General features: G+C 72.7%; 22 protein-coding genes. 15 read left to right on the top strand and 7 right to left on the bottom strand.

Features of this window, described 5'->3' with window-relative positions:
* Both NUH29_RS09600 and NUH29_RS09595 read left to right on the top strand, forming a co-directional pair.
* Positions 1–957: cation diffusion facilitator family transporter (locus NUH29_RS09600; protein ID WP_308445761.1), on the top strand; the 957-nt coding region annotated here is incomplete at its 5' end.
* 37 nt (positions 958–994) lie between these two features.
* On the top strand, positions 995–1,744 hold the full coding sequence (locus NUH29_RS09595; RefSeq protein WP_258798879.1) for an alpha/beta fold hydrolase: 750 nt from the start codon (positions 995–997) through the stop codon (positions 1,742–1,744).
* Position 1,745: 1 nt separating this feature from the next.
* Here NUH29_RS09595 and NUH29_RS09590 read toward each other — a convergent pair whose 3' ends face one another.
* Entirely contained in the window at positions 1,746–2,240 is a 495-nt protein-coding gene (locus tag NUH29_RS09590; RefSeq protein ID WP_258798878.1) for a bifunctional nuclease family protein, read from the bottom strand.
* 107 nt (positions 2,241–2,347) lie between these two features.
* Here NUH29_RS09590 and NUH29_RS09585 point away from each other — a divergent pair, with 107 nt between their 5' ends.
* Complete coding sequence (locus tag NUH29_RS09585) at positions 2,348–2,845, top strand: hypothetical protein (RefSeq protein WP_258798877.1); 498 nt, start codon at positions 2,348–2,350, stop codon at positions 2,843–2,845.
* A gap of 147 nt (positions 2,846–2,992) precedes the next feature.
* Here NUH29_RS09585 and NUH29_RS09580 read toward each other — a convergent pair whose 3' ends face one another.
* Positions 2,993–4,453 carry a helix-turn-helix transcriptional regulator gene (locus tag NUH29_RS09580; protein ID WP_258798876.1) on the bottom strand — a complete coding sequence of 487 codons (1,461 nt, stop codon included), beginning with the start codon at positions 4,451–4,453 and terminating at the stop codon, positions 2,993–2,995.
* A gap of 146 nt (positions 4,454–4,599) precedes the next feature.
* Between NUH29_RS09580 and aceA the strand changes: the two genes are divergently transcribed.
* The 9 genes from aceA (at position 4,600) to NUH29_RS09535 (ending at position 13,728) form a co-directional block, all read left to right on the top strand.
* On the top strand, positions 4,600–5,928 hold the full coding sequence (aceA, locus tag NUH29_RS09575; protein ID WP_258798875.1) for an isocitrate lyase: 1,329 nt from the start codon (positions 4,600–4,602) through the stop codon (positions 5,926–5,928).
* A gap of 105 nt (positions 5,929–6,033) precedes the next feature.
* Positions 6,034–7,695: a malate synthase A gene (gene aceB, locus NUH29_RS09570; RefSeq protein WP_258798874.1), complete on the top strand. Its 1,662-nt coding sequence runs from the start codon at positions 6,034–6,036 to the stop codon at positions 7,693–7,695.
* Positions 7,695–8,249, top strand: a complete 555-nt coding sequence (locus tag NUH29_RS09565; protein ID WP_258799255.1) for an adenylate kinase family protein — start codon at positions 7,695–7,697, stop codon at positions 8,247–8,249. The genes aceB and NUH29_RS09565 overlap by 1 nt, the downstream gene beginning before the upstream one ends.
* Before the next feature lie 20 nt (positions 8,250–8,269).
* Complete coding sequence (locus tag NUH29_RS09560; protein ID WP_258798873.1) at positions 8,270–9,499, top strand: DUF2254 domain-containing protein; 1,230 nt, start codon at positions 8,270–8,272, stop codon at positions 9,497–9,499.
* Between the two features lie 109 nt (positions 9,500–9,608).
* Positions 9,609–10,292, top strand: a complete 684-nt coding sequence (locus tag NUH29_RS09555; RefSeq protein WP_258798872.1) for a hypothetical protein — start codon at positions 9,609–9,611, stop codon at positions 10,290–10,292.
* Positions 10,289–10,525 carry a hypothetical protein gene (locus NUH29_RS09550; protein ID WP_258798871.1) on the top strand — a complete coding sequence of 79 codons (237 nt, stop codon included), beginning with the start codon at positions 10,289–10,291 and terminating at the stop codon, positions 10,523–10,525. Before NUH29_RS09555 ends, NUH29_RS09550 begins: the two co-directional genes overlap by 4 nt.
* A gap of 37 nt (positions 10,526–10,562) precedes the next feature.
* Entirely contained in the window at positions 10,563–11,255 is a 693-nt protein-coding gene (locus NUH29_RS09545) for a response regulator transcription factor (RefSeq protein ID WP_258798870.1), read from the top strand.
* Positions 11,252–12,586: a sensor histidine kinase gene (locus NUH29_RS09540; protein WP_258798869.1), complete on the top strand. Its 1,335-nt coding sequence runs from the start codon at positions 11,252–11,254 to the stop codon at positions 12,584–12,586. Before NUH29_RS09545 ends, NUH29_RS09540 begins: the two co-directional genes overlap by 4 nt.
* A 113-nt stretch (positions 12,587–12,699) precedes the next feature.
* Positions 12,700–13,728, top strand: a complete 1,029-nt coding sequence (locus NUH29_RS09535) for an SDR family NAD(P)-dependent oxidoreductase (RefSeq protein WP_258798868.1) — start codon at positions 12,700–12,702, stop codon at positions 13,726–13,728.
* Between the two features lie 30 nt (positions 13,729–13,758).
* Here the strand turns inward: NUH29_RS09535 and NUH29_RS09530 are convergent, their stop codons facing one another.
* From NUH29_RS09530 to NUH29_RS09505, 5 genes are all read right to left on the bottom strand, one after another.
* Positions 13,759–14,301: a TetR/AcrR family transcriptional regulator gene (locus tag NUH29_RS09530; RefSeq protein WP_308445760.1), complete on the bottom strand. Its 543-nt coding sequence runs from the start codon at positions 14,299–14,301 to the stop codon at positions 13,759–13,761.
* An 84-nt stretch (positions 14,302–14,385) separates the two neighbouring features.
* Positions 14,386–14,901, bottom strand: coding sequence for a hypothetical protein (locus tag NUH29_RS09520; RefSeq protein WP_258798867.1), 516 nt, complete (start codon positions 14,899–14,901; stop codon positions 14,386–14,388).
* Between the two features lie 195 nt (positions 14,902–15,096).
* The gene (locus NUH29_RS09515; RefSeq protein WP_258798866.1) at positions 15,097–15,891 is read right to left on the bottom strand and encodes a ferritin family protein; all 795 of its coding nucleotides are present in this window, start codon (positions 15,889–15,891) and stop codon (positions 15,097–15,099) included.
* Between the two features lie 16 nt (positions 15,892–15,907).
* Positions 15,908–18,223 carry an SDR family oxidoreductase gene (locus tag NUH29_RS09510; protein WP_258798864.1) on the bottom strand — a complete coding sequence of 772 codons (2,316 nt, stop codon included), beginning with the start codon at positions 18,221–18,223 and terminating at the stop codon, positions 15,908–15,910.
* Positions 18,220–19,023 carry a hypothetical protein gene (locus NUH29_RS09505; RefSeq protein ID WP_258798863.1) on the bottom strand — a complete coding sequence of 268 codons (804 nt, stop codon included), beginning with the start codon at positions 19,021–19,023 and terminating at the stop codon, positions 18,220–18,222. Before NUH29_RS09505 ends, NUH29_RS09510 begins: the two co-directional genes overlap by 4 nt.
* A 121-nt stretch (positions 19,024–19,144) precedes the next feature.
* On the opposite strand from NUH29_RS09505, the gene NUH29_RS09500 reads away from it, so the two are divergent.
* From NUH29_RS09500 to NUH29_RS09490, 3 genes are all read left to right on the top strand, one after another.
* Positions 19,145–19,921 (top strand): SDR family NAD(P)-dependent oxidoreductase, encoded by a 777-nt coding sequence (locus NUH29_RS09500; RefSeq protein WP_258798860.1) that lies wholly within the window; start codon positions 19,145–19,147, stop codon positions 19,919–19,921.
* A gap of 124 nt (positions 19,922–20,045) precedes the next feature.
* Complete coding sequence (locus NUH29_RS09495; RefSeq protein ID WP_258798859.1) at positions 20,046–20,801, top strand: lysophospholipid acyltransferase family protein; 756 nt, start codon at positions 20,046–20,048, stop codon at positions 20,799–20,801.
* A complete protein-coding gene (locus NUH29_RS09490) occupies positions 20,798–22,501 on the top strand; it encodes an FAD-binding oxidoreductase (protein ID WP_258798858.1) in 1,704 nt (567 codons plus the stop codon). Before NUH29_RS09495 ends, NUH29_RS09490 begins: the two co-directional genes overlap by 4 nt.
* Positions 22,502–22,521 lie beyond the last annotated feature (20 nt).

The following is a 22,521-nucleotide window of genomic DNA, read 5'->3' as shown; positions in this document are numbered from 1 at the left end:
CACGAGCACGAGCACGAGCACGGGTTGCGCGGCCTGCTGCACGACGTGTTCGTGCCGCACTCCCACGACGCCGCCGACGCGATGGACGATGCGCTCGAGTCCAACGCCCGCGGCATCCGTGCGGTCAAGATCAGCCTCGTCGTGCTGGGGATCACCGCGCTCGCCCAGCTCGCGATCGTGGTGGTCAGCGGCTCGGTCGCGCTGCTCGCCGACACGGTGCACAACTTCTCGGACGCCCTCACGGCCGTGCCGCTGTGGGTCGCCTTCGCGCTGGGGTGTCGTGCCGCGACGCGGCGTCACACCCACGGGTTCGGGCGAGCCGAGGATCTGGCGGGCCTGTTCGTCGTGGCGATGATCGCGCTCTCGGCCATCGTCGCCGCCGTCGAGTCGGTCCTGCGCTTCATCGAGCCTCGCCCCGTCGAGCACCTCGAGTGGGTGCTCGCCGCGGGGATCGTCGGATTCGCGGGCAACGAGATCGTGGCGGTGTACCGCATCCGCGTCGGGCGGCGGATCGGATCGGCGGCGCTCGTCGCCGACGGCGTGCACGCGCGTGCCGACGGGTTCACCTCGCTCGCCGTGGTGATCGGGGCCGTCGGGGTCATGCTCGGGTTCCCCCTCGCCGATCCGATCGTGGGCCTCGTCATCTCGCTGGCGATCGTCGTGCTGCTGATGGGCACGGTGCGGAGCATCGGCGGCCGACTCATGGACGCCGTGGAGCCGAGCCACGTGGACGCGCTCGAACGCGCCCTCACCGGCACGCCCGGGGTCCGGGGCGCGTCGGAGCTGCGGTTGCGCTGGGTCGGGCATCGACTGGTCGGGTCGGCCCTGGTGCATGTCGACGGGGACGCCCTCTCCGAGGGTCTGCGCATCGCCCACCGGGCCGAGCACGCCGCCGAACACGCGCTCCCCCAGCTCGAGCGGCTGGATCTGCGCCTCGCGCCGGCCCCGCACCCCTGATCGCCGCGGGTTGACTCTCGCGCCATCGTTGACCCGCATGACGGTCGCCGGCCGGGAGGAGGCCGTGCACGCACAGGCTCTCCGCGGCGCACTGCAGGTCCGCGGTCGCCGGGTCGCCACCTACGCGTGGGGCGACGACGGCCCTCCCGTGGTGTTCGTGCACGGCTGGCGTGGTCGCGCCGCCCAGTTCGCCCCGCTCGTGCCGACGCTGCTCGAGTCGGGGCATCGGGTGCTCGCGTTCGACGCCCCGGCGCACGGGGCGTCGTCGGGCGGTCCCGTCGACATCCGCGATTGGCTCGCGACGCTCGCCGAACTCCAGCGCATCCACGGTCGCTTCCGCGCGCTCGTCGGCCACTCCTTCGGCGGCTTCAGCTCGGTCACGGCGGTGCGCCACGGTCTCGAGGCGGATGCCGTCGTCTCGATCGCGGGAGCCGGCCGCCCCGCGGCGTTCCTCGACGAGTTCTCCCGGATGCTGCGCCTCGACGAGCCGACCCGCGCCGAGCTGGAGCGCCGCTTCCTCCGCCGGGTGGGCGAGGACCCGGCGACGCTCGCCGAGCGGTACGACGCGCTCGCGCATCCGCTTCGCGCCGGAGTCCCTCTGCTCGTCGTGCACGGGGACGCCGACCGGCAGCTGCCGCTCGCCGACTCCCGTGCGCTCGCGGCGGCCACCCCGGGTTCGCGGCTCGTGGTCGTGCCGGGCGCGGGGCACACCCGCGTGCTCGGTGCCCCCGAGACGGTGGAGGCGGTGCTCGAGCACCTCGCGCTCGCGGCGCGACCCCTCGCCTGACTCAGCCTCGGAAGTCCTCCGGGTCGACGTCGTCGAGGAACCGGCGGAAGTCGTCGACGCTGCGTTCCGCGTCGGCCTCGTCGACGGTGGGGTCGGGCACGCCGGCCTCCTCGAGCACCGACTCCGCCACCCAGATCGAGGCGCCCGCGCGCGAGGCCAGCGCCACGGCATCCGAGGGGCGGGCGTCGACGCGGCGCACCCCGGAGGGCGTCGACAGCGTCACCTCGGCGAAGTAGGTGCCCTCCTCGAGCCGGGTCACCTCGACCCGCTCGACCTCGGCGTCGACGCTCGCCAGCAGGTTGCGCATCAGGTCGTGGGCGAACGGGCGCGGCATCTCGACGTCCTCGATCGCGACGAGGATCGAGGTCGCCTCGAGCTCGCCGATCCAGATCGGGACGACGGCGCCCGCGCGATCCGCATCGAGCAGGGGCTTCAGCAGCATGACGTGCTGGCCCGTGGTGTCGACCACGAGGGCCGCGACCCGCACTTGGATCATCCGCGCCTCCCATCGGACGTGGGGATGGTAACCCGGGCATCCGCCGCTGTCACCCCCATTGCCTTCCGCGGCGGATGGGCGTCCACTGGTATCGGAGAGGAGTCGACATGACCGACACCGGCAAGATCCAGGACCACGCCATCGACGAGACGACGGAGGTCACGCCGCAGCACTTCGACGAGGAGGGCTACGTGGTCGGGCACCCTCATCACACCGCCGTGACGAGCGACGACCTCGGCCCCGACGGCCGTCTCATCGTGACCGAGGACGAGCCCGCGGCGCCGCAGACGCCCGCCTCGCGCGTCGACACCGCCGAGTCCGATGCGCGCGACGGCCAGTTCGACGACCAGCGCATGCCCACCACCGACGGCGAGCTGTCGGAGCCCGACGAGACGATCGTGCTCGCCGATCCCGACGCCTCGATCGCACCTCCGCCCGACGGAGACCCCGACCGCCCGCCGCTGCTGCCCGACGGCATCCCGGGCGGACCGGATCCCGCTCCCGAGGCGCCGACGCCCTACGACCCGACGCCCGACGAGCCGGCGCCGTTCGCCCCCGACGAGTCGGTCGACCCGGACCGGACGCCGGGGGGCCGAGCGTTCTGATGTGCCCGGAACAGGAGCACCGGGCGGGCCGCACCTACGTCGAACCCGGCGAGCTCGAAGCGCGCGAGAGGGCCCGCGACACGCACCACCGGCACCAGGCCGACGGCGCGACCGGCGACCAGCAGGAGTCGGAGACCGAGGCGGGGCCTACTCCGGCGCGTGCGCCTCGAGGAACTCGTACACCTCGGTGAGGTCGACGCCCGTGAAGGTGCCGGTGGGCATCGCCGCGAGCAGCGAGGAGTGCAGCCGCGCGCTCGGCCAGGCCGCGTCCTCCCAGCGGGCCGCGAGCTCGGCGGGAGGGCGGCGGCAGCACGACGGATCGGGGCACGTCGACGCGCGGCGCACCGGGGTGTCGCGTCCGCGGAACCACTTGACGTTGACGAAGGGCGTGCCGACGCTCACCGAGAACGAGCCGTTGCCGGTCGACTGGATCGACGAGGTGCACCAGTAGGTGCCGTTCGGCTTGTCGGTGTACTGGTGGTACGGGCTGAACCGGTCCTCGACGTCGAACACCTGCCGCGCCGACCAGTACCGGCACACCACCTGGCCCTCGACCGCACCGAGCGCATCCGTCGGGAACAGGGCGCCGTCGTTCTCGTAGGCCTTCGAGATCGCGCCCGACTCGTGCACCTTGAGGAAGTGCACCGGGATGCCGAGGTGCTCGGTCGCGAGGTTCGTGAAGCGGTGCGCCGCGGTCTCGTAGCTCACCGCGAACGCGTCGCGCAGGTCCTCGACCGAGAGCTCGCGCTTCGTCTTGGCGGCGGTCAGGAACTCGACCGCGCTCCTCTCGGGGATGAGCAGGGCGCCCGCCAGGTAGTTGGTCTCGACGCGCTGGCGCAGCAGCTCCGCGTAGTCGCGCGGCTCCTGCTTGCCGAGCACGTGGGCGGCGAGCGCCTGCAGCAGGGCGGAGCGCGGGTCGGAGGTCTGCCGCACGGGCAGGTAGATGCGGCCGTTGGCGTGGTCGGTGACCGAGCGCGTGGTGGGCGGCAGGTCGGCGACGTAGTGCAGCGTGAAGCCCAGGTGGCGGGCCAGCTCGGAGGCGACGCGCTGCGAGAGCGGGCCGCCCTCGTGCCCGACGGCGCCCAGCAGGTCGGCCGCGATGGCCTCCAGCTCGGGGAAGTGATTGCCCCGCCTGCGCTGCTCGCGTCGCAGCTCGGCGTTCGCCCGGCGCGCCTCCTCCGGGGTGGCGGCGCGTTCGCGATGCAGGCGCCCGAGCTCGTCGTGCAGGGCGAGGATCGTCTCGATCGCGTCGTCGCTGAGCGACTTGCGGATGGGCAGCGGGTCGAGGCCCAGGCTCTGGAAGAGCGGACCGCGCTGGGCCCGTTCGAGCGCGATCTCGAGCGCCGCCCGGCGTGACGGCGGCTCCTGGGTCAGCAGTTCGTCGACGGTCGTGCCGAGGATGCGCGCGAGCCGCTGCAGCTCGCCGAGCTTGAGCTCCCGCTTGCCGTTCTCGATGAGCGACACCTGCGAGATCGCGCGCCCGAGCTCGCCCGCGACCGCCTCGAGGGTCATGCCGCGGTCGAGGCGCAGCTGCCGGATGCGGCGGCCGACGGTCAGGGAGTCGATCACGTCCTCATCGTCGAACGGGTGCGCGGCCGCGGTGCTCATGCGACGAGCATCGCATCCCGGGTTCTTGCGCTCAAGAGAAAAACACAGATATTTCGGGCGGACTCGGTCGAGAAAGTCGGATGTGGTGGGCGCACCATCGACACACGCACCGCATCCCGCGGACCCGCATCCGGAAGGAACCGCCCATGAGCACGACCCCCGCCCGCAGCATCCCGCGACCCGGCGACCAGACCCAGACCGCCGAGGAGCTCGCCACCGAGTGGGCGGCCGACCCGCGCTGGAGCGGAGTGCGCCGCGACTACACCGCGGAGGACGTCGTCGCGCTGCGGGGGCCGGTCCGCGAGGAGGCGACGCTGGCCCGCCGCGGCGCCGAGCGGCTCTGGGAGTCGATCCTCGTGAACTCCGAGAACCCCGAGCACTGGATCGCCGCCCTCGGCGCGCTCACCGGCAACCAGGCGGTGCAGCAGGTGCGTGCCGGGCTCGAGGCCATCTACCTCTCCGGCTGGCAGGTCGCCGCCGACGCCAACCTCTCGGGCCAGACCTACCCCGACCAGTCGCTCTATCCGGCCAACTCGGTGCCCGCCGTCGTGCGCCGCATCAACAACGCCCTGCAGCGCGCGGCGCAGATCGAGTACGCGGAGACCGGCGCGACGAGCCGCGACTGGATGGCCCCGATCGTCGCGGATGCCGAGGCCGGCTTCGGCGGACCGCTCAACGCCTACGAGCTCATGCACCAGATGATCCAGGCGGGTGCCGCGGGCGTGCACTGGGAGGACCAGCTGGCCTCCGAGAAGAAGTGCGGGCACATGGGCGGCAAGGTGCTGGTGCCGACCGGCCAGCACATCCGCACCCTCAACGCCGCGCGGATGGCGGCCGACGTCGCGGGCACCCCGACGGTCATCATCGCCCGCACCGACGCGCTCGCCGCCACCCTGTTGACGAGCGACCACGACGAGCGCGACCGCGAGTTCCTCACGGGCGAGCGCACGGCCGAGGGCTTCTACGAGGTGCGGAACGGCATCGACCCGGTCATCGCCCGCGGGCACGCCTACGCGCCATACGCCGACCTGCTGTGGGTGGAGTCGGCCGAGCCCGACCTCGAGCTCGCGCGCCGCTTCGCCGAGTCGATCCACTCCGAGTTCCCCGACCAGAAGCTCGCGTACAACTGCTCGCCGAGCTTCAACTGGAAGCGCCACCTCGACGACGACCGGATCGCGACGTTCCAGCGCGAGCTCTCCGCGATGGGCTACGCCTTCCAGTTCATCACCCTCGCCGGCTTCCACTCCCTCAACCACGGGATGTTCGAGCTCGCCCTCGACTACAAGGACCGTCACATGTCCGCGTACGTCGAGCTGCAGGAGGCCGAGTTCGCCTCCGAGGCGCGCGGCTACACGGCCACGAAGCACCAGCGCGAGGTGGGCACCGGCTACTTCGACCGGATCGCCACCGCCCTCAACCCCACCTCGGCCACGCTCGCCCTCGCGGGCAGCACCGAGGCCGCCCAGTTCCACTGACCCTGATGGCCATAGACATGTCTCTGACCTGATAGACGCCGGTACGCGGGTGTCCACGTCGGTCGAGACATGTCTATGGCCTCCGAAACCACACGGAGATTCACCATGAACGCACGGATGGAGGTGCTCGGCCCGCAGGGCGAGCGCTTCGACGAGATCCTCACCCCGGAGGCGCTGCGCTTCCTCACCCGGCTGCACGACGCCTTCGTCGGCCGCCGCCACGAGATCCTCAGCGCCCGGATGGAGCGGCGCCGCGGCATCGAGAACGGTCGCGACCTGCGCTTCCTGCCCGAGACCGCCGCGATCCGCGACGACCCGCACTGGCGGGTCGCGGGCGCCGGCCCCGGCCTCGAGGACCGACGGGTCGAGATCACCGGCCCGACCGACCGCAAGATGACGGTCAACGCCATGAACTCGGGCGCCAAGGTGTGGCTCGCCGACCACGAGGACGCCACGAGCCCCACCTGGGCGAACATCGTCGGCGGGCAGCTGAACCTGTCCGACGCGATCCGCCGCCGGATCGACTTCACGAGCGCCGAGGGCAAGGAGTACCGGCTCGGCGAGGAGACCCCGACGATCGTGTTCCGCCCGCGCGGCTGGCACCTGGTCGAGAAGCACCTGCGCTACACGGATGCGCCCGGCATCGCCGGCCCCGCATCCGGGTCGCTCGTCGACTTCGGGCTGTATGCGTTCCACAGCGCCCACGAGCTCATCGCGCGCGGGAGCGGCCCGTACTTCTACCTGCCGAAGCTCGAGTCGCACCTCGAGGCGCGGCTGTGGGACGACGTGTTCACCCTCACCGAGGAGCTGCTCGGCATCCCGCACGGCACGATCCGGGCGACGGTGCTGATCGAGACGATCCCGGCGGCGTTCGAGATGGAGGAGATCCTCTACGAGCTGCGCGACCACTGCGCGGGGCTCAACGCGGGCCGCTGGGACTACATCTTCTCGATCATCAAGAACTTCCGCGGCCGCGGGGCGGCCTTCACGCTTCCCGACCGCGCGCGGATCACGATGACCGTGCCGTTCATGCGCGCCTACACCGAGCTGCTCGTCGCGACCTGCCACAAGCGGGGCGCGCATGCCATCGGCGGCATGAGCGCGTTCATCCCCAACCGTCGCGACCCCGAGGTCACGGCGCGGGCGCTCGAGCAGGTCGCGAACGACAAGCGCCGCGAGGCGGGAGACGGCTTTGACGGCACCTGGGTCGCGCACCCCGACCTCATCGAGACGGCCCGCGCCGAGTTCGACGCGGTGCTGGGCGAGCGCCCCCACCAGCTCGACCGGCTGCGCGACGACGTGCACGTCGAGGCCCGGGAGCTCGTCGATCTGCGGATCGACGGCGAGGTGACGGATGCCGGGGTCGCCGCGAACGTGTCGATCGCGCTGCGCTACCTCGAGTCGTGGCTGCGAGGCGTCGGCGCCGCGGCGATCGACGACCTCATGGAGGATGCGGCGACCGCCGAGATCAGCCGCTCGCAGCTGTGGCAGTGGATCCGCCAGGGTGTGGTGACGACCGAGGGCACCCGGGTGACGGGCGCCCACGTCGAGAACCTGCTCCAGGAGGCGGTGGCCCGCTACCGCACTGACGGCGGCCGCTTCGATGACGCGGCCGAACTCGTGCGCAGCCTCGCGCTCGAAGATGAGTTCCCGACCTTCCTCACGATCGAGGCGTACTCCCGCTTCCTCGTCGAGCCGGAGGTGAACGCCGCGCTGTCGGCGCTGGCCACGGGCCCCGTGGCGACCCGCGAGGGGAGGGCGGCGTGATGCGCATCGTGCTCGTCGGCCCGCCCGGTGCGGGCAAGGGCACCCAGGGGGCCCTCGTCGCCGAGCGCCTCGGCGTTCCGCAGATCGTGGTGGGGGAGCTGCTGCGCACGCACATCGCATCCGGCACCGCCCTCGGCGAGCGCGCCCGCGAGTTCGTGGAGCGCGGCGAGCTCGTGCCCGACCATCTCGTGGTGGGCATCGTCGAGCAGGCGGTCGAGCCGCACCTGGACGGCTTCGTGCTCGACGGCTTCCCGCGCTCGATCGCACAGGCCCGCATGCTCGACCGGTTCCTGCGGGCGCGCGCCGCGGAGCTCGACGTGGCCCTGCACTTCGAGGTGCCCGACGAGGTGCTCGCCGACCGGATGGACGCCCGCGGCCGCGCCGACGACGTACCGGAGGTCGCCGCCACCCGCATCGCCGGCTTCCGGCAGTCCGAGGAGGCGCTCCTCGAGCACTACCGGGGCCGGGTCGTCGAGCTCGACGCCGTCGGTGCGGTCGACGTGGTCTTCGACCGCATCCTCGACGGCCTGCGGGAGGCCCTCCTCGCGGCGTGACGGGTGGTTGAATCGAGCGCATGAGCGCTTGGCGGATGTTCTTCGTGCGGATGACGCGGCGCATCTGGTTCCGGGCGGCCCTGTTCACGGCGGCCGCCGTCGCGATCGTGCTGATCGGCGGGCTGCTCGGGCCCGTCGTCCCCGACGCGCTGCGCGTCGACCTCGGCCAGGGCTCGGTCGCCACGATCCTGCAGGTGCTCGCCACCACGATGCTCGCGGTGACGACCTTCTCGCTCGCGGCGATGGTGTCGGCGTACGGCCAGGCGGCATCCGTCGCCACCCCGCGCGCGACCCGGCTGCTCGTCGAGGACCGCACCTCGCAGAACGCCCTCTCGAGCTTCCTCGGCACCTTCGTGTTCGCGATCGTGGGGCTCGTCGCCCTCTCGACCAGCTACTACGACACCGCGGGCCGCACGATCCTGTTCCTCGCGACCCTCGTGGTGATCGTCTACGTGGTGGTGGCGCTGCTGCGGTGGATCTCCCACCTGTCGGGCTTCGGGCGGATGGCGGATGTGATCGATCGGGTCGAGGCCGCCGCCGACCGCACGCTCTCGACCTGGTCGCGCGCGCCGCACCTGGGGGCGTCGGCGCCGGTGGAGGTGCCTCCGTCCGCTCTCTCCGTGCTGCCGGAACAGGTCGGCTATGTGACCTTCGTCGACGTCCCCGCACTGGATGCGGTGGCGCGTTCCGCCGGCGTGGTCGTGCATCTCGCCATCTGCCCCGGCTCGGGGGCGGAGCTCTCCGCACCCGTCGCGTGGATCGAGGGGGAGCTCGGCGAGCCCGACGAGGTGGTGCGCGGGGTGCGGCGTGCGGTGCGGATCGAGCACCACCGCACCTTCGAGCAGGACCCCCGGCTCGGGGTGATCGCGCTCGCCGAGATCGGCAGCCGCGCACTCTCGCCCGCCGTCAACGATCCGGGCACCGCGGTGCAGATCATCGCGGCGCTCGATCGGGTCTTCTCGCGGGTGCTCCGCGCGCCCGAACCGGATGAGCCGACCACCGATCGCGTGCACGCCCCGTCGCCGGCGTTCGCAGACCTGCTCGACGACGCCTTCCGTCCGATCGCCCGCGACGGCGCGGACAAGATCGAGATCGCCTTGCGCCTGCAGCGCTGCCTCGGGTCGCTCGCCGCGATCGCCGACGGGCCGCGGGCCGACGCGCTGCGGGAGGCGGCGCACGCGGCGCGCGCCCGCGCGGAACGCGGACTGACGTTCCCACCGGATGCGGAGCTCCTGCGCTCGGCATCCTGAACGCCGCCCCGTCCTTACACGACCCGTACATTCCGCTGACGAAGCGGTGACGACGACCCGCCACTCTCGTTCCTGCGACGCACCCCACGCCGCGCGAACGGAGGACCACATGAGCACCATGATCGTCGCGGCCGCACTGGCCGCGATCCTCACCGCCGGGGCGCCGGCCGCCGTGACGGACGGCGATCCGACACCGCCCGCCCGCGCCACGGTCGGGGAGATCCAGCAGCAGGGCGACCTCGCGATCGAGCGCCGGCTGACGGCGCTCGACGCGGCCGAGCTGCGCCTCGGCAACGCGCAGAGCCTCGACGAGGGGCACCGCTCGAGCCTCGAGGCGACGATCACCGACACGCGCAGCGGGCTGGAGTCGCTGCGGAGCGAGCTCGACGGGGCCCCGGACGCGGCGTCCGCCCGCGACGACTACCGCAGCATCTTCTCCGACTACCGGGTCTACGCGGTCGTTCTCCCGCAGAGCTACGTCGTCGCGGGGGCCGATCGCGCGGAGGCGGTCACGATCCCGCGCCTGCAGGCCGCCGCCGAGGCGCTCGAGGCGGCGATCGACGCGCAGGGCCGCGACGACCTCGCCGACGACCTCGCCGACCTCCGCTCCGAGATCCAGAAGGCGCAGGACGACCTCGACGGTCTCGCCGATCGCGCGCTCGCCGTGGCCGTGGACGACTTCGACGCCGACCCCGCCGTCATGCAGGACATCACCCTGACCGCCCGCGACGCGGTGCTCTCGCTGCGCAGCGCCGTCGTCGACGCCCGCACCCTCGCGGACGAGCTGCGATGAGCGCGGCACGGATCGCGACCGCGGCGGCGATGCTCGTCGCGGCGGTCGCCCTCGCCGGATGCGGACGGCTCGCGCCCGTCGACCCGGGGGCCGGCGCCCCGGCCGCCGACCCCTCGCCGACCTCGCTCGCCGACGTCGACGAGCTGCTCGGCGAGGCGGCGGGGTCGCTCGACGACACCGAGCGGCTGCTCGACGACGCGGACGACGCGGCGGGGCAGGAGACGCAGCGATGACGCCCGCGGTCGTGCCCGCGTGGGCTTGAATGTCCCCATGAGCGAGCCCGACGCCCGTGGCCTGGTGGTGGTCGTCGAGGACGAGCGCGCGATCGCCGACCTCGAGCGGCTGTACCTCGCCGACGCCGGGTTCGGCGTGCACCTCGCCCGCGACGGGCGCAGCGGTCTCGCCGACATCCGACGGCTCTCGCCGGTCGCCGCAGTCGTCGATGTGGGCCTTCCCGGGATCGACGGCACCGAGCTCGTGCGCCTGCTGCGGGCCGAGGGCGACCGCACCCCGGTCATCTTCGTCACCGCGCACGACGACGAGATCGACCGGGTGCTGGGTCTCGAGCTCGGCGGCGACGACTACCTCACGAAGCCCTTCTCGCCGCGCGAGCTCGTCGCCCGCGTGCGGGCGCTCGTGCGCCGCTCCGGGTACGCGGCGGATGCGGGAGCCCGTCGCCGCGTGGGGCGGATCGAGCTCGACACGGACCGGCGTCAGGTGTGGGCCGGAGGCGTGGAGATCGAGCTGACCACCACCGAGTTCGAGCTGCTGGCGCACCTCGCGACGCGACCGGGTCAGGTGTTCTCGCGGGAGCAGCTGCTCTCGGCGGTGTGGGGCGCGGTCGACTACGGCGGCACCCGCACCGTCGACGTGCACCTCGCCCAGCTGCGCGCGAAGCTCGGCGACCCCGATCCGTTCCGGACCGTTCGCGGCGTCGGCTACGCCCTGCGGGACGGGTCATGAGCCGCCGCGCGCCGCTGGCGCGCCGCATCTTCCTGGTGACCGTCGTGGTCGCAGTGCTCACGGCGATGGTGACGGCGGTGGCGGTGCTGCAGCTCGCGCGCGCGGGCGACGCGGAGGAGGCGCGCGCCTCGCTCGGACTCCAGGCGGAGCGGCTGGCGAACGCGCGTCCGGCGACCCGGGCGGCGCTGGTGGAGGGTCTCGCCGAGCTCGCCGGATCGGATGCCCGCGCCGCGGTGGTCGCCGCCGACGGGTCGGTCTCGGGAACCGCGCCCGCACCCGCCCGGGTGGTGGCGGCGCTGCTCGACGGCGAGGCGGCGTCGACCTCGGCGCGCGCCGACGGGGTCAACTGGATCGTCGAGGCGCGCCCGAGCGCGGACGGCGGGGGTGTCGTCCTCGCGCGCGATGCGACGTCGGTGCGGGCCGTCACGCCGGCGATCGCCCTGCGGGTGCTGCTCGCTCTCGCCATCGGCGTCGTGGTCGCGGCGCTCGCGGCCCTCGTGGCGGCGCGCACGCTGTCGCGTCCGCTCGCGCGACTCGCCGGCTCGGCGCGCCGCATCGCGGCGGGGGAGCGGGGCGTCGCCCCGGCGCCGAGCAGCGTCTCCGAGATCGCCGACGTCGAGGCGGCCCTCGAGGCCCTCGACGACGCCCTGACGCGATCCGAGGGCAGGCAGCGCGAGTTCCTGCTGTCGATCTCGCACGAGCTGCGCACGCCGCTCACCGCCATCCGGGGTTACGCCGAGGCGCTGCGCGACGGGCTGGTCCCGGGTGCCGCCGCCACCGAGGTCGGGGCCACCCTCGAGGCCGAGGCGACGCGTCTCGGCCGCTTCACCGACGACCTGCTCGCGCTCGCGCGGCTGGAGGCGGAGGACTTCCCGGTCGTGCTCGCGGGGGTCGAGCTCGGTCCGGTGCTCGCGGATGCCGCATCCGCCTGGACGGGCCGCGCCACCGCTCTCGGCGTCGCGCTCGTCGCGGAGGGGACCGCTGCGACGCGCACCGACGCGGGCCGGGTGCGCCAGCTCGTCGACGGTCTGATCGAGAACGCGCTGCGGGTGAGCCCCGAGGGCTCGACGATCCGGATGACGGCTTCGCTCGTCGGGGACCGCGCGGTCGTCGAGGTGGCCGACGGCGGTCCGGGGCTCAGCGCCGACGACGCGGCGCACGCGTTCGAGCGGGGCAGGCTCCGCGAGCGCTACGCCGAGGTGCGTCCGGTGGGCACGGGACTCGGTCTGTCGATCGCGGCCCGCCTCGTGGAGCGCCTCGGGGGCGCCATCTCTGCCCGGTCCGGCGAGCGGTCGGGCGCCGTCTTCCGCATCGAGCTCCCGCCCGCGTGACGTCGCCGAGTGTTCGCCGAGAGCGGTGTCAACAAAGTTGACTGCGCTCGTCGCGCGGAGGAGACTGAAGTCGCGGACCCCGACGACGAGGCCGCGAGAAAGGACACGTCATCATGGCCAAGGACAAGCCGCTCACCGGGAAGTCGTCGGTGGGCGAATGGCTCAAGCACCCTGTCGGAGGCCCGCTCCTGCGTGACCTCCTCGCGCAGGGGGGACAGGACGAGAAGGCCCTCGCCCCGGTCCGGCTCTTCCCGCTGCAGCGTCTCGTGCAGCTCAGCAAGGGCCAGTTCCCGCAGGCGATGGTCGACGAGATGGTGGCGAAGGTCAACGGCGGGGTCGCCCCCGTGGAGGAGGAGGCGGACGACGCCCCCACCCCGGGCGAGTGGACCGAGCAGATCACGCCCGGCCGCTTCGCGGGCAAGACCGTGGTCGTGACCGGCGCCGGGTCCGGCATCGGGAAGGCGACCGCGTCGCGCGTCGCCCGCGAGGGCGGCAAGGTCATCGCCGTCGACGTGTCCCAGCCGCGACTGGACGAGTTCGCCTCCGAGCTCGCCGGCAACGACGTCACGATCGTCGCGGGCGACATCACGAACCCCGACTCGATCGCCGCGATCGTCGCGGCTGCGGGCGGACGGATCGACGCGCTCGCCAACGTCGCCGGGATCATGGACGACATGACCCCGCTGCACGAGGTGAGCGACGCGGTCTGGGATCGGGTGATCTCGATCAACGTCACCGGCATGTTCAAGCTGACGCGCGCCGTGCTGCCGCTGATGCTCGAGGCCGGGAAGGGCGCCATCGTCAACGTCGCCTCGGAGGCCGCCCTGCGCGGCTCCGCCGCCGGACTCGCCTACACCACCTCGAAGCACGCGGTCGTGGGTCTGACCAAGTCGACGGCGTTCATGTACGCGGGCAGGAACATCCGCGTGAACGCGGTCGCCCCCGGCGGCACGGCCACGAACATCGAGGCCAGCTTCGCCTCGGAGCTCGGGGCCGAGCGGATCACCCCGCTGCTCGCCCTGCTCCCCCCGGTGGCGATGCCCGACCAGCTGGCGGCCTCGATCACCTGGCTGCTCAGCGACGACGCGACCAACGTCACCGGTCAGGTCGTGGCCTCCGACGGCGGCTGGTCCGTCCAGTAGCGATCGGCCGGGCGCCCGACCCGAGCGCGCTCAGGGCGTGACGAGCGCCTGCAGGAGTGCGCCGTAGCGGCGCACGATGTCGGTCCGGTCGGCGGCGAGGAGCTCCTCGTCGCCGACCACCCACATGCTGTACAGCAGCCCGCCCACGAGCGAGGCCGCGAGCCGCGCCCGCACCTCCGCATCCGGCCCCGTCAGGCGCGACCGGAGGGGTGCGACGAACGCCGTGTCGTGCACCTCGCGCAGGCGCGGCGCGACCCCGTCCGAGTCGCTTGCGCGCACGAGGGCGAGGAAGATGCCGCGCACCTCGTCGCCGGCGTTCAGCACGTACTCGATGAAGTGCTCGCCCAGCTGATCGATCGGGCCGTCGAGCAGGGGCTGCGCCTCCTCGTCGAGCTGCATGATCTCGAGGAAGAGCGCCTCCTTCGACCCGAAGTGGCGGATGATGAGGGCCGCGTCGACACCGGCCGCTGCGGCGATGTCGCGCACCGAGGTGCCGGCGTATCCACCCGCCGGGAAGAGCTCGGCGGCGGCGGCACGGATCGCCTCCCGGGTGCTGGGACGGGAGGACGTCATCCCGCGACTCTACGCCGCCCGCACCCGCCCGCATGACGGGGGCCGCGCGACCGTGGTCGCGCGGCCCCCGAAGAGGGTCGGAGCTCAGTCGAGCATCGCCCCGAGGTCGATCGAGTCGGTGATGCCGCCGACCATCCCGTCCACGTCGATCAGGTCGTCGACGCTCGTGCCGAGGGCGCCGTCGACGACATCCGAGACGCCCGCGTCCACGGTCTGGTCGACGAGGTCCGAGACCTCGGTGCCGATCGAGGTGCCGTTGCCGACGGAGGTGCCGTTGCCGATCGAGGTGTCGTTGCCCGATCCGATGGCGGTGTCGTTGCCGGAGGCGACCGGGGCCGTGACGGTGTTGCCCGACGCGGTGTCGTTGCCGGACGCGATCGCGCTGCCGTTCAGCAGCCCGCCGTTCAGCACGCCGCCCGCGAGCACGTCGCCGGTTCCCACCTCGGGCGCGACCACCACGGGCGCCTCCAGGCTGGTGTCGGTCGAGCGCGAGGTGTCGATGCTCGTCGAGTCGTCGGCGATCGCGGGTGCCGCGATGCCGGCGGTGATGAGTGCGGCGGCCGCCGCGGTGGAGCCGAGGGCGATCTTCGTCTTGTTCATTGCTGAACCCCTTTTCAGGTCGATCCGGTTCCGGATCCGCGTCGCGGGGATCTCCCGGACGCAGGGAGGGGTCCGGAGCCGCCCGGAGATCGGTTTGGTGCGATCACCCCCGAACGGGGTTCGACGACGGCGCGGAGTCGCCCCGAAGCCCCGGGATACGGGGGCAGGAGCCGGTTCCTGAGAGGGACCTGGCAATCAGGCGGCGATGCCGCGCTTCTCGAGCGAGTCCTCGACGATCGTGAGGCCCTCCATGCCGGGGAGCTTCGCGATGTGCGAGTCGACGTCGCGCACGAGCTTGCGGCCCTCGGGGCCCGCGAACAGGTGGTTCATGACGTGGGTGACCTCGGCGTCGTCCTGCACGCCCGAGCCGACCGGGCCCCAGAAGCGCGAGAGCGCGAAACGGGTGAGCTTCTGCGCCTTCTTGGAGTCCTTCAGCCGGTCGCGCGCCTGCGAGGCGTAGAACGCGACGTGCCGGGTCTCCTGCTTCGCGATCCGCTTCAGCAGCTCGGCGAGCACCGGGTTGCCCTCGAGCTCCGCCATCCGCAGGTACGCGGCGTTGGCCGACCACTCGTTGGCCGCGCCCCAGCTCATGTGCACGGCCACGAAGTCGTTGCCGACGAGCCCGCCCATCACCGACTGCTTGATGGGGTCGAGGCGGTCCTTCCAGCCGAGCTTCAGGCGGGTGGCCTTCAGCACGTCGTAGTCGACCGTGATGCCGTGCTTGGCGAGCACCGCGGCGAGCGCCTCACCGTGCCAGAACTCCTCGCGGTTCCACATCGTCATGAACGCGCCCACCTCGGGCTCGTTGTGCGAGGGGGTGGTCAGCAGGTCCCGCAGGTAGCAGGTCGTGTGGTACTCGATGTCGCACATGTAGCGCAGGGTGCGCAGGGTGTTCTCGGGAAGCGGGTGCTCGTCGAAGACGTCGAAGTCGAGGTCCGACCAGCCGACGGCAGCCGAGTTCGTCGTGTACTTGTCGATGTCGAATGCCATGGCTGTCCGGGCGGCGTCAGCGCGAGCCGTCCGCTCCCTTCTCACGGGTGTCGGATGCGGTGCCTTCCGCAATCAAAGCACGATTGGATGAACGGCTCCCGCTCCTCCAGGTGTCGATCCGCCACCGCCGGCGCCCGGCCTCGCGGGCGAGGCGGCTGTCGGGGTTGACGGCGTGCGGGTGCCCGAGCAGCTCGAGCCAGACGAGGTCGGCGTGGCTGTCGCCGTAGCCGTACGACGCCGACAGGTCGAAGCCGCCGCGCTCGGCGTACTGGCGCAGCCAGTTGGCGCGGGCCTCGTCGACGATCGGCGGGCGGGCCAGGTAGCCGGTCAGCTGCCCGTCCTTCACGTGCATGGCGCCCGCGACGACCTCGTCGAACGCGCTCGCCACCGGCTCGGTGAGCGTGCCGATCGACCCGGTGACGAGCACCGTGCGGTGGCCGGCGGCGCGGTGGGCGGCGGCGCGCTCGAGGGCGGCGGTGGCGGTGTGGCCGAGCATGGTGTCGGCGTAGCCGCCGCGCACCGTCTTCTCGAGGCGCGCCTCCGACATCCCCTCGTAGCGCCGCAGGAAGGTGCGGATGAACTCGCCCCGGTCGCGACGCTCGGCGCGTAGGTAGCCGGGCAGGTGGGCGAGGATCGACACGACGGATGCCGGCCACGCGGTCCAGCCCCAGCCGGCGCGCCGCACCCAGAGGTACTGCTCGACCAGGTTGGTGTCGACGACCGTGCCCTCCAGGTCGAAGACCGCCACCACATCCGTGCGCTCGGAGAGCGCCTTCGCGGGGCGGCCCTCGGTCGAGGTGGCCTCGGGGCGACGCGAGAACGCGCGCGTCAGGGTGGTGATCGCGGGGAAGTGCACCCGCTGCAGGTAGTCCTCCCAGTCGATCGCCGCGATGTCGAAGCCGCGGTCGGCCCGCAGCTTCGCGGGGATCGCGGCGTGCAGGGCGCGGGTGTTGGTGTCGTCGAAGATGATCTCGGTCTGCACGTAGGCGCGGTACAGCTCCGCGAAGTTCTCGAGGGTCTCGAGGTCGCTGCGCTTGGTGGCGAGCTCGGCGAGCTGTGCGCGGGTGCGCGTGGTCGAGCGTCCGCGGGAGAGCTGCCGCTCGCGCCGCTCCAGCCGCGTGCGCGCGCGCCGCAGCTCGCCCTCGACCTTGCGGCCGCCCGGGAAGCGCCAGGTGGGCACGCCGATGTCGCCGCCACCGGGAGAGGGCATCGGGTTGGCGGTGAAGTACTCCTTGACGTTCTCGTACATCCGGTGGAATGGCAGCGGGTTCGAGGCCCCCGAGCTCACGTGGAAGTACTCGGGCTCGCCGGCCGGCGGGTTCGCCGCGGCGGCGAGGATCGCGTTCACGACGTAGTCGACGGGGATGAGGTCGAGCACGCTGTCGGGCAGACCCGGGAACTCGGGCAGCAGCCCGCGCCCGTAGGCGAGGATGAGCGGGTCGGCCACCTTGAAGCCGTCGATCCAGCCGGGGAACGGATGCGCGATCGCCGACTCGATGATCGCGGGGCGCACGACCGAGAGGCTGCCGCCGGTGCCCGCCCACAGCTCCTCGGCGGCGCGCTCGGCGAAGGCCTTCGTGAGGGTGTAGACGTCGGTCCAGCCGAGCGACTCGGCGCGGGTGCGGCCGGCGTCGACGAGGGCGTCGGTGACCCACGCGACGCGGGCCTCCTCGCTCACCCGGGCCACCGACTGCGGGCCCTCCTTGCCGTGCTCGGCGCGGGCGCGGTCCATGAACGCGCGCAGCTGATCGGGCTGGCGCGAGATCAGCTCGACGCGCTCGCGGGCCGACTTCGCGGCCGCGTACTCGGCCCGCCAGTCGACACTGTGGCCGAGCCGCGCCTCGGGCACGACGCCCTTGCGCAGCCCCCCGACGTAGCAGGTGGAGACGTGCACGACGTGCGGGGTGGATCCGGATGCGCGCAGCGCCTCGTAGAGGCCGATCGCACCGCCGACGTTGGTGTCGAACGCCTGGTCGATGGGCGGGTCGAACGACACGGTCGAGGCGGAGTGGATGACGATGTCGATGTCGCCGGGCAGCGCGGGCACCGAGCCGAGGCCGCCCTCGACGATCCGGATGCGGCGCGCCACCGCGTCTTCGACCCCCGCGTCGCCGACCGCTTCGCGCCAGGCGCGGAACACGGGCTTGCGCAGCAGGGTGCGCAGCCGGTCGTCGCCGCCCGCCGAGCCCTTGGTGCGCACGAGCAGCGAGATGGTGGTGTCGGGGTGCGTCGAGAGCAGGCGCTCGAGCACCGCCTGGCCGACGAATCCGGTGCCCCCGGTGAGGAAGACGTGGGCCGACCCGAGCTCGGTCTTCGCCCGCTTCGGCGTCACGGCGCGAGCCTCGCGGTGACGGTGGCGCCCTCGGCGCCGAGCCCGGGCAGCGCGGCGAGGCGCTCGCCGATGCGGGCCGCGGCGGTGCGCCCCTCGGCGTCGCCGAACACGAAGGTCTCGAAGAAGGTGCGGTCGGATGCCGGGATCTCGGTCGCGCCGATCGGCCAGGCCGCCTGCGCGAGCGCCTTGCGCGTGAGCCGCACGGCCCGCGCCGAGGCGGCCAGCTTGTGCTCGGCCTCCTCCGCGAGGAACGCGACGTGGCGGTCCTTCACGGCGATCAGCGTTGCCACGAGGGAGGTGAGCGCGGCGGCCGCCTCGCCGAGGCGCCGGTAGGCGACCTGCGTGATGAGCTCGTCGACGAGCCCCGTGGTGACGTGCCCGGCCACGATGTCCTCGCCGGCGATGTTGCCGGCGAGTGCCCGGCGCACGGGGCCACGACGCTCGGCGCGTTCGGTGGCGCTCTTGCGCAGCGGCCCGCTGAGCGGCGTGGTGTCTGCGCCGACGGCGCCGAGCACCACGTCGAGCGCGTCCGCCACCCAGTACTTCTCGAAGGCCCAGGTCGCGAGGAACGCGGTGACCCGCGCATCCTTGTGGGTCGCCGTGACGAGCAGGTTGCGCATGCGGTCGAGGGTGCCGCGCTCCAGGTCGCGCAGCACGCGCAGCAGGTGCACCGCATCCGGGGTGAGTCCGGCCTCGGCGATCGCCTCGCCGTCGATCTCGGCGCGGTGACTGCCCCGGGCCGTGCGGGCGTACTCCCGCACGTCGAACTCGTCGACGGCCGTCGTGCCTCGTGGCGTCATGCGGATGGTGGGCCTTCCTGCTGGGCGCGCTCGGGCGATGGTGCGCCCCGAACGACCGTATCGCACCCCGTATTCCGAACGTGTGACGGAGAGGGCTGCCCGGGCGGTTATCGTGAGCGGCATGCCCACAGCCCTCGTGACCGGCGGAACCGCCGGCATCGGAGCCGCCTTCGCGCGTGCGCTCGCCGCCCGGGGATACGACCTCGTGCTGGTCGCCCGAACCGCATCCCGTCTGGAGGAGTTCGGAGCGGAACTCCGTTCGGATGGGCGGGAGGTGGAGGTGATCGTCGCCGACCTGGGGGCCGCCGCCGACATCGACCGGGTGGCGGCGCGTCTCGCCGACACCGCGCGCCCGGTCGACCTGCTCGTCAACAACGCGGGGTACGGCATGAAGAGCCGCCTCGCCGACCCCGACCTCGCCGAGGCGGCAGACGCGTTCGAGGTGATGATGCGCGCGCCGCTCGTGCTCTCGGCCGCGGTCGTGCCGGGGATGCGCGAGCGCGGGAACGGCGCGATCGTCAACGTGGCGAGCGTCGCCGGCTACCTCTCGATGGGCCTGTACTCGGCGATCAAGGCGTGGATGCGCGTCTACTCGGAGAGCATGTCGAACGCGCTGCACGGCACCGGCGTGACGGTGACGGCGCTGCTGCCCGGCTGGGTGCACACCGAGTTCCACGACCGCGCGGCGATCCGCAAGTCGTCGATCCCCTCCTGGCTCTGGCTGTCGGCCGACGACCTGGTCGCCGCCTGCCTGAAGGATGCCGCCCGCGGTCGCGCGGTCTCCATCCCGACGCTGCGCTACCGCTTCCTCACCTGGCTGCTGCGCCACCTGCCGCCCCGCACCGTGCGCTGGGTCTCGCGCAGCATCTCGAGCTCCCGTCACCGCGACCAGCCCTGACCCCGTCCCCGTCCCGAGCTGGTACGACCCCATCTGTGCGGTTGCCCCCGCCGCAGGACATGCACCGGAGGTCGCCAGCCCGTCGCGTAACCGCCGCGGAATCCGGCAGGACTAGCCTGGCTGCATGGTGACGAGCGGCGCGGACCACCCGACCCCCCGCCGCGACCGCTTCACGTCGAAGGGGCAGGCGGCCGCACGCTTCATCGCGCAGCGCTGGATCCTGAAGCCCGTCGCGTGGTCGGTGGTCAGGGTGACGGTCGTCGGGCGGCGGAAGCTCCGCGACGTTCCGGAGGCGTTCGTCGTGGTCGCCAACCACTCGAGCCACCTCGACGCGCCCCTCATCCTCGGCGCCCTCCCGCGCAAGCTCTCGCGCTACCTCGCGGCGGGTGCGGCGGCCGACTACTTCTTCGACGTGTGGTGGCGCCGCGGGCTCACGGCGCTGTTCTTCAACGCCTTCCCCGTCGACCGCACGGGCCTCAACAAGCGCAGCGTCTCCGCGAGGTCGCTGCTCGAGCGCGGGGTGCCGCTGCTCGTGTTCCCCGAGGGCACCCGCTCGAAGACCGGCGAGATGGGCCACTTCAAGTCGGGCGCCGCCTCGCTCGCGATCGCGACGGGCGTGCCGACGGTCCCGGTGGCACTCATCGGCGCCGGCATCGCGCATCCGCGGGGCAGCAGCTGGCCGAAGGCGGGGCGCCTGCCGGTGGGCGTCGTGTTCGGTGAGCCGATGCGCGCGGAACCCGACGAGACGGCCGTCGCCTTCACCGCCCGCGTGCGGGCCGAGATCGTGCGTCTGCACGCGGCGTACGCACCCCGTATCCTGAGCGCGTCCGGCTCCCCGAAGCCGAACGCGCATCCGTCGCCCGAAGGAGAGACAGCGTGACCGACGTCGAGCACATGAAGTGGTGGGGCTGGGGCGTCGACGGCGTCGGCTTCCACCACGAGGACAAGCCGGGCTTCGCCCCCTTCGTGCTGAACGCGGTCGGCCTCGACCTCGCGACCGCCGAGCAGGCCCAGCAGCCGGCGTTCGACGGGCTGACCCTCGCCGACCCGGTCGCCCCGGCCGCCTTCGTGGCGGCGCTCGCGGGCATCGTCGGCGAGGACCACGTGACGACGGATGCGATGGAGCGCGTCGTGCACACCTACGGCAAGAGCCTGCGCGACCTGGTGCGCATCCGTTCCAACCGGATCGCCCGCGCGGTCGACGTGGTCGTGTACCCGGCCGACGAGGCCGAGGTGCAGAAGGTGGTCGACGCAGCGGTCGCCCAGGATGCGGTGCTCATCCCGTTCGGCGGCGGCAGCAACATCGCCGGCAGCCTCGAGCCGATCCCGGGCGAGACCCGCACCGTGGTCTCGCTCGACATGGGCCGCATGAACCGCGTGCTCGACATCGACACCGACTCCGGCCTCGCCCGCATCGAGGCGGGCGCCCTCGGCCCGCACCTCGAGGCGCAGCTGGCCGCCCAGGGCTGGACGATCGGCCACTTCCCCGACAGCTTCACCCACTCGACGATCGGCGGCTGGGCCGCGACCCGCTCCTCCGGCATGCAGTCGGACAAGTACGGCGACATCGCGCAGATCGTGCGGGGCATCCGCGTGGTGCGCCCGTCGCACGACGACCGCGACGGCGTGCTCGTGATCCCCGCGATCCCGTCGGCCTCGACCGGCCCGAGCGTGCGCGAGATGATCGTCGGCTCCGAGGGCCGCCTCGGCGTGATCACCGAGATCACCGCCCAGGTGCACCGGGTCGCCGAGCTGCGCGAGATCCAGGCGTACTTCTTCCCTAACTGGGAGGCGGGCCTCGCCGCAATGCAGGCGATCTCGGAGTCGGATGCGAGCCCCATCATCACGCGCGTCTCCGACTCGCGCGAGACGGGCTTCTCGATGGCGACCAGCAAGGAGCGCCACGGCATGGACGCCGTGCTCGCCGAGAAGGTGCTGCCGTCGATCATGCGCTCCAAGGGCTGGACCCTGGAGGACATCTGCCTGTCGTTCATCGGCTTCGAGGGTTCGGCGCAGCACGTCGCCCGCCAGAAGAAGCTCGTCGGCGCGATCGTGAAGAAGCACGGCGGCATGGGCGTGGGCACCGGCCCGGGCGTGCTCTACGACCAGAAGAAGTTCGACACCCCGTACCTGCGCGACTTCCTGCTCGACCGCGGCGCCGCGGGCGACGTGTCGGAGACCGCCGCGCCCTGGTCGAAGCTGCTGCCGGTCTACAACGCCGTGGTCGCCGCCGCGAACGCCGCCTACGACGAGATCGGCACCAAGGGCTGGATCATGTGCCACCTGTCGCACTCCTACCATTCGGGCGCGTGCCTCTACTTCACCTTCGCGTTCGTCGGCGGGGAGGACATGCTCGCCGAGTACGACGTGGTGAAGAGCGCCATCCAGCAGGCCTTCGTCGACAACGGCGGCACGATTTCCCACCACCACGGCGTGGGCGTCGAGCACTCGCCGTGGATCGAGCAGGACATCTCGCCCGAGGGCGTCGCGGTGATGCGCGGCCTGTTCTCGGCGGTCGACCCCGGCGAGAACTTCAACCCCGGCAAGGTGGTGCCCGCCTCGCGCGAGCGGGTCTCGTAGAGCGCACGCCCGCGTGGTAG

The sequence above is a fragment of the Protaetiibacter mangrovi genome (assembly GCF_024752305.1).
GTDB lineage: Bacteria > Actinomycetota > Actinomycetes > Actinomycetales > Microbacteriaceae > Homoserinibacter > Homoserinibacter mangrovi.
The sequence above is the reverse complement of the archived record's forward strand: the minus strand, read 5'-3'. Positions and strand labels throughout refer to the sequence as shown.

Bases quoted from the DNA above. Each gene is read 5' to 3' on its own strand.
- NUH29_RS09595 (WP_258798879.1), top strand. From the start codon at position 995: ATGACGGTCGCCGGCCGGGAGGAGGCCGTGCACGCACAGGCTCTCCGC.
- NUH29_RS09590 (WP_258798878.1), bottom strand. From the start codon at position 2,240: ATGATCCAAGTGCGGGTCGCGGCCCTCGTGGTCGACACCACGGGCCAG.
- NUH29_RS09585 (WP_258798877.1), top strand. From the start codon at position 2,348: ATGACCGACACCGGCAAGATCCAGGACCACGCCATCGACGAGACGACG.
- NUH29_RS09580 (WP_258798876.1), bottom strand. From the start codon at position 4,453: ATGAGCACCGCGGCCGCGCACCCGTTCGACGATGAGGACGTGATCGAC.
- aceA (WP_258798875.1), top strand. From the start codon at position 4,600: ATGAGCACGACCCCCGCCCGCAGCATCCCGCGACCCGGCGACCAGACC.
- aceB (WP_258798874.1), top strand. From the start codon at position 6,034: ATGAACGCACGGATGGAGGTGCTCGGCCCGCAGGGCGAGCGCTTCGAC.
- NUH29_RS09565 (WP_258799255.1), top strand. From the start codon at position 7,695: ATGCGCATCGTGCTCGTCGGCCCGCCCGGTGCGGGCAAGGGCACCCAG.
- NUH29_RS09560 (WP_258798873.1), top strand. From the start codon at position 8,270: ATGAGCGCTTGGCGGATGTTCTTCGTGCGGATGACGCGGCGCATCTGG.
- NUH29_RS09555 (WP_258798872.1), top strand. From the start codon at position 9,609: ATGAGCACCATGATCGTCGCGGCCGCACTGGCCGCGATCCTCACCGCC.
- NUH29_RS09550 (WP_258798871.1), top strand. From the start codon at position 10,289: ATGAGCGCGGCACGGATCGCGACCGCGGCGGCGATGCTCGTCGCGGCG.
- NUH29_RS09545 (WP_258798870.1), top strand. From the start codon at position 10,563: ATGAGCGAGCCCGACGCCCGTGGCCTGGTGGTGGTCGTCGAGGACGAG.
- NUH29_RS09540 (WP_258798869.1), top strand. From the start codon at position 11,252: ATGAGCCGCCGCGCGCCGCTGGCGCGCCGCATCTTCCTGGTGACCGTC.
- NUH29_RS09535 (WP_258798868.1), top strand. From the start codon at position 12,700: ATGGCCAAGGACAAGCCGCTCACCGGGAAGTCGTCGGTGGGCGAATGG.
- NUH29_RS09530 (WP_308445760.1), bottom strand. From the start codon at position 14,301: ATGACGTCCTCCCGTCCCAGCACCCGGGAGGCGATCCGTGCCGCCGCC.
- NUH29_RS09520 (WP_258798867.1), bottom strand. From the start codon at position 14,901: ATGAACAAGACGAAGATCGCCCTCGGCTCCACCGCGGCGGCCGCCGCA.
- NUH29_RS09515 (WP_258798866.1), bottom strand. From the start codon at position 15,891: ATGGCATTCGACATCGACAAGTACACGACGAACTCGGCTGCCGTCGGC.
- NUH29_RS09505 (WP_258798863.1), bottom strand. From the start codon at position 19,023: ATGACGCCACGAGGCACGACGGCCGTCGACGAGTTCGACGTGCGGGAG.
- NUH29_RS09500 (WP_258798860.1), top strand. From the start codon at position 19,145: ATGCCCACAGCCCTCGTGACCGGCGGAACCGCCGGCATCGGAGCCGCC.
- NUH29_RS09495 (WP_258798859.1), top strand. From the start codon at position 20,046: ATGGTGACGAGCGGCGCGGACCACCCGACCCCCCGCCGCGACCGCTTC.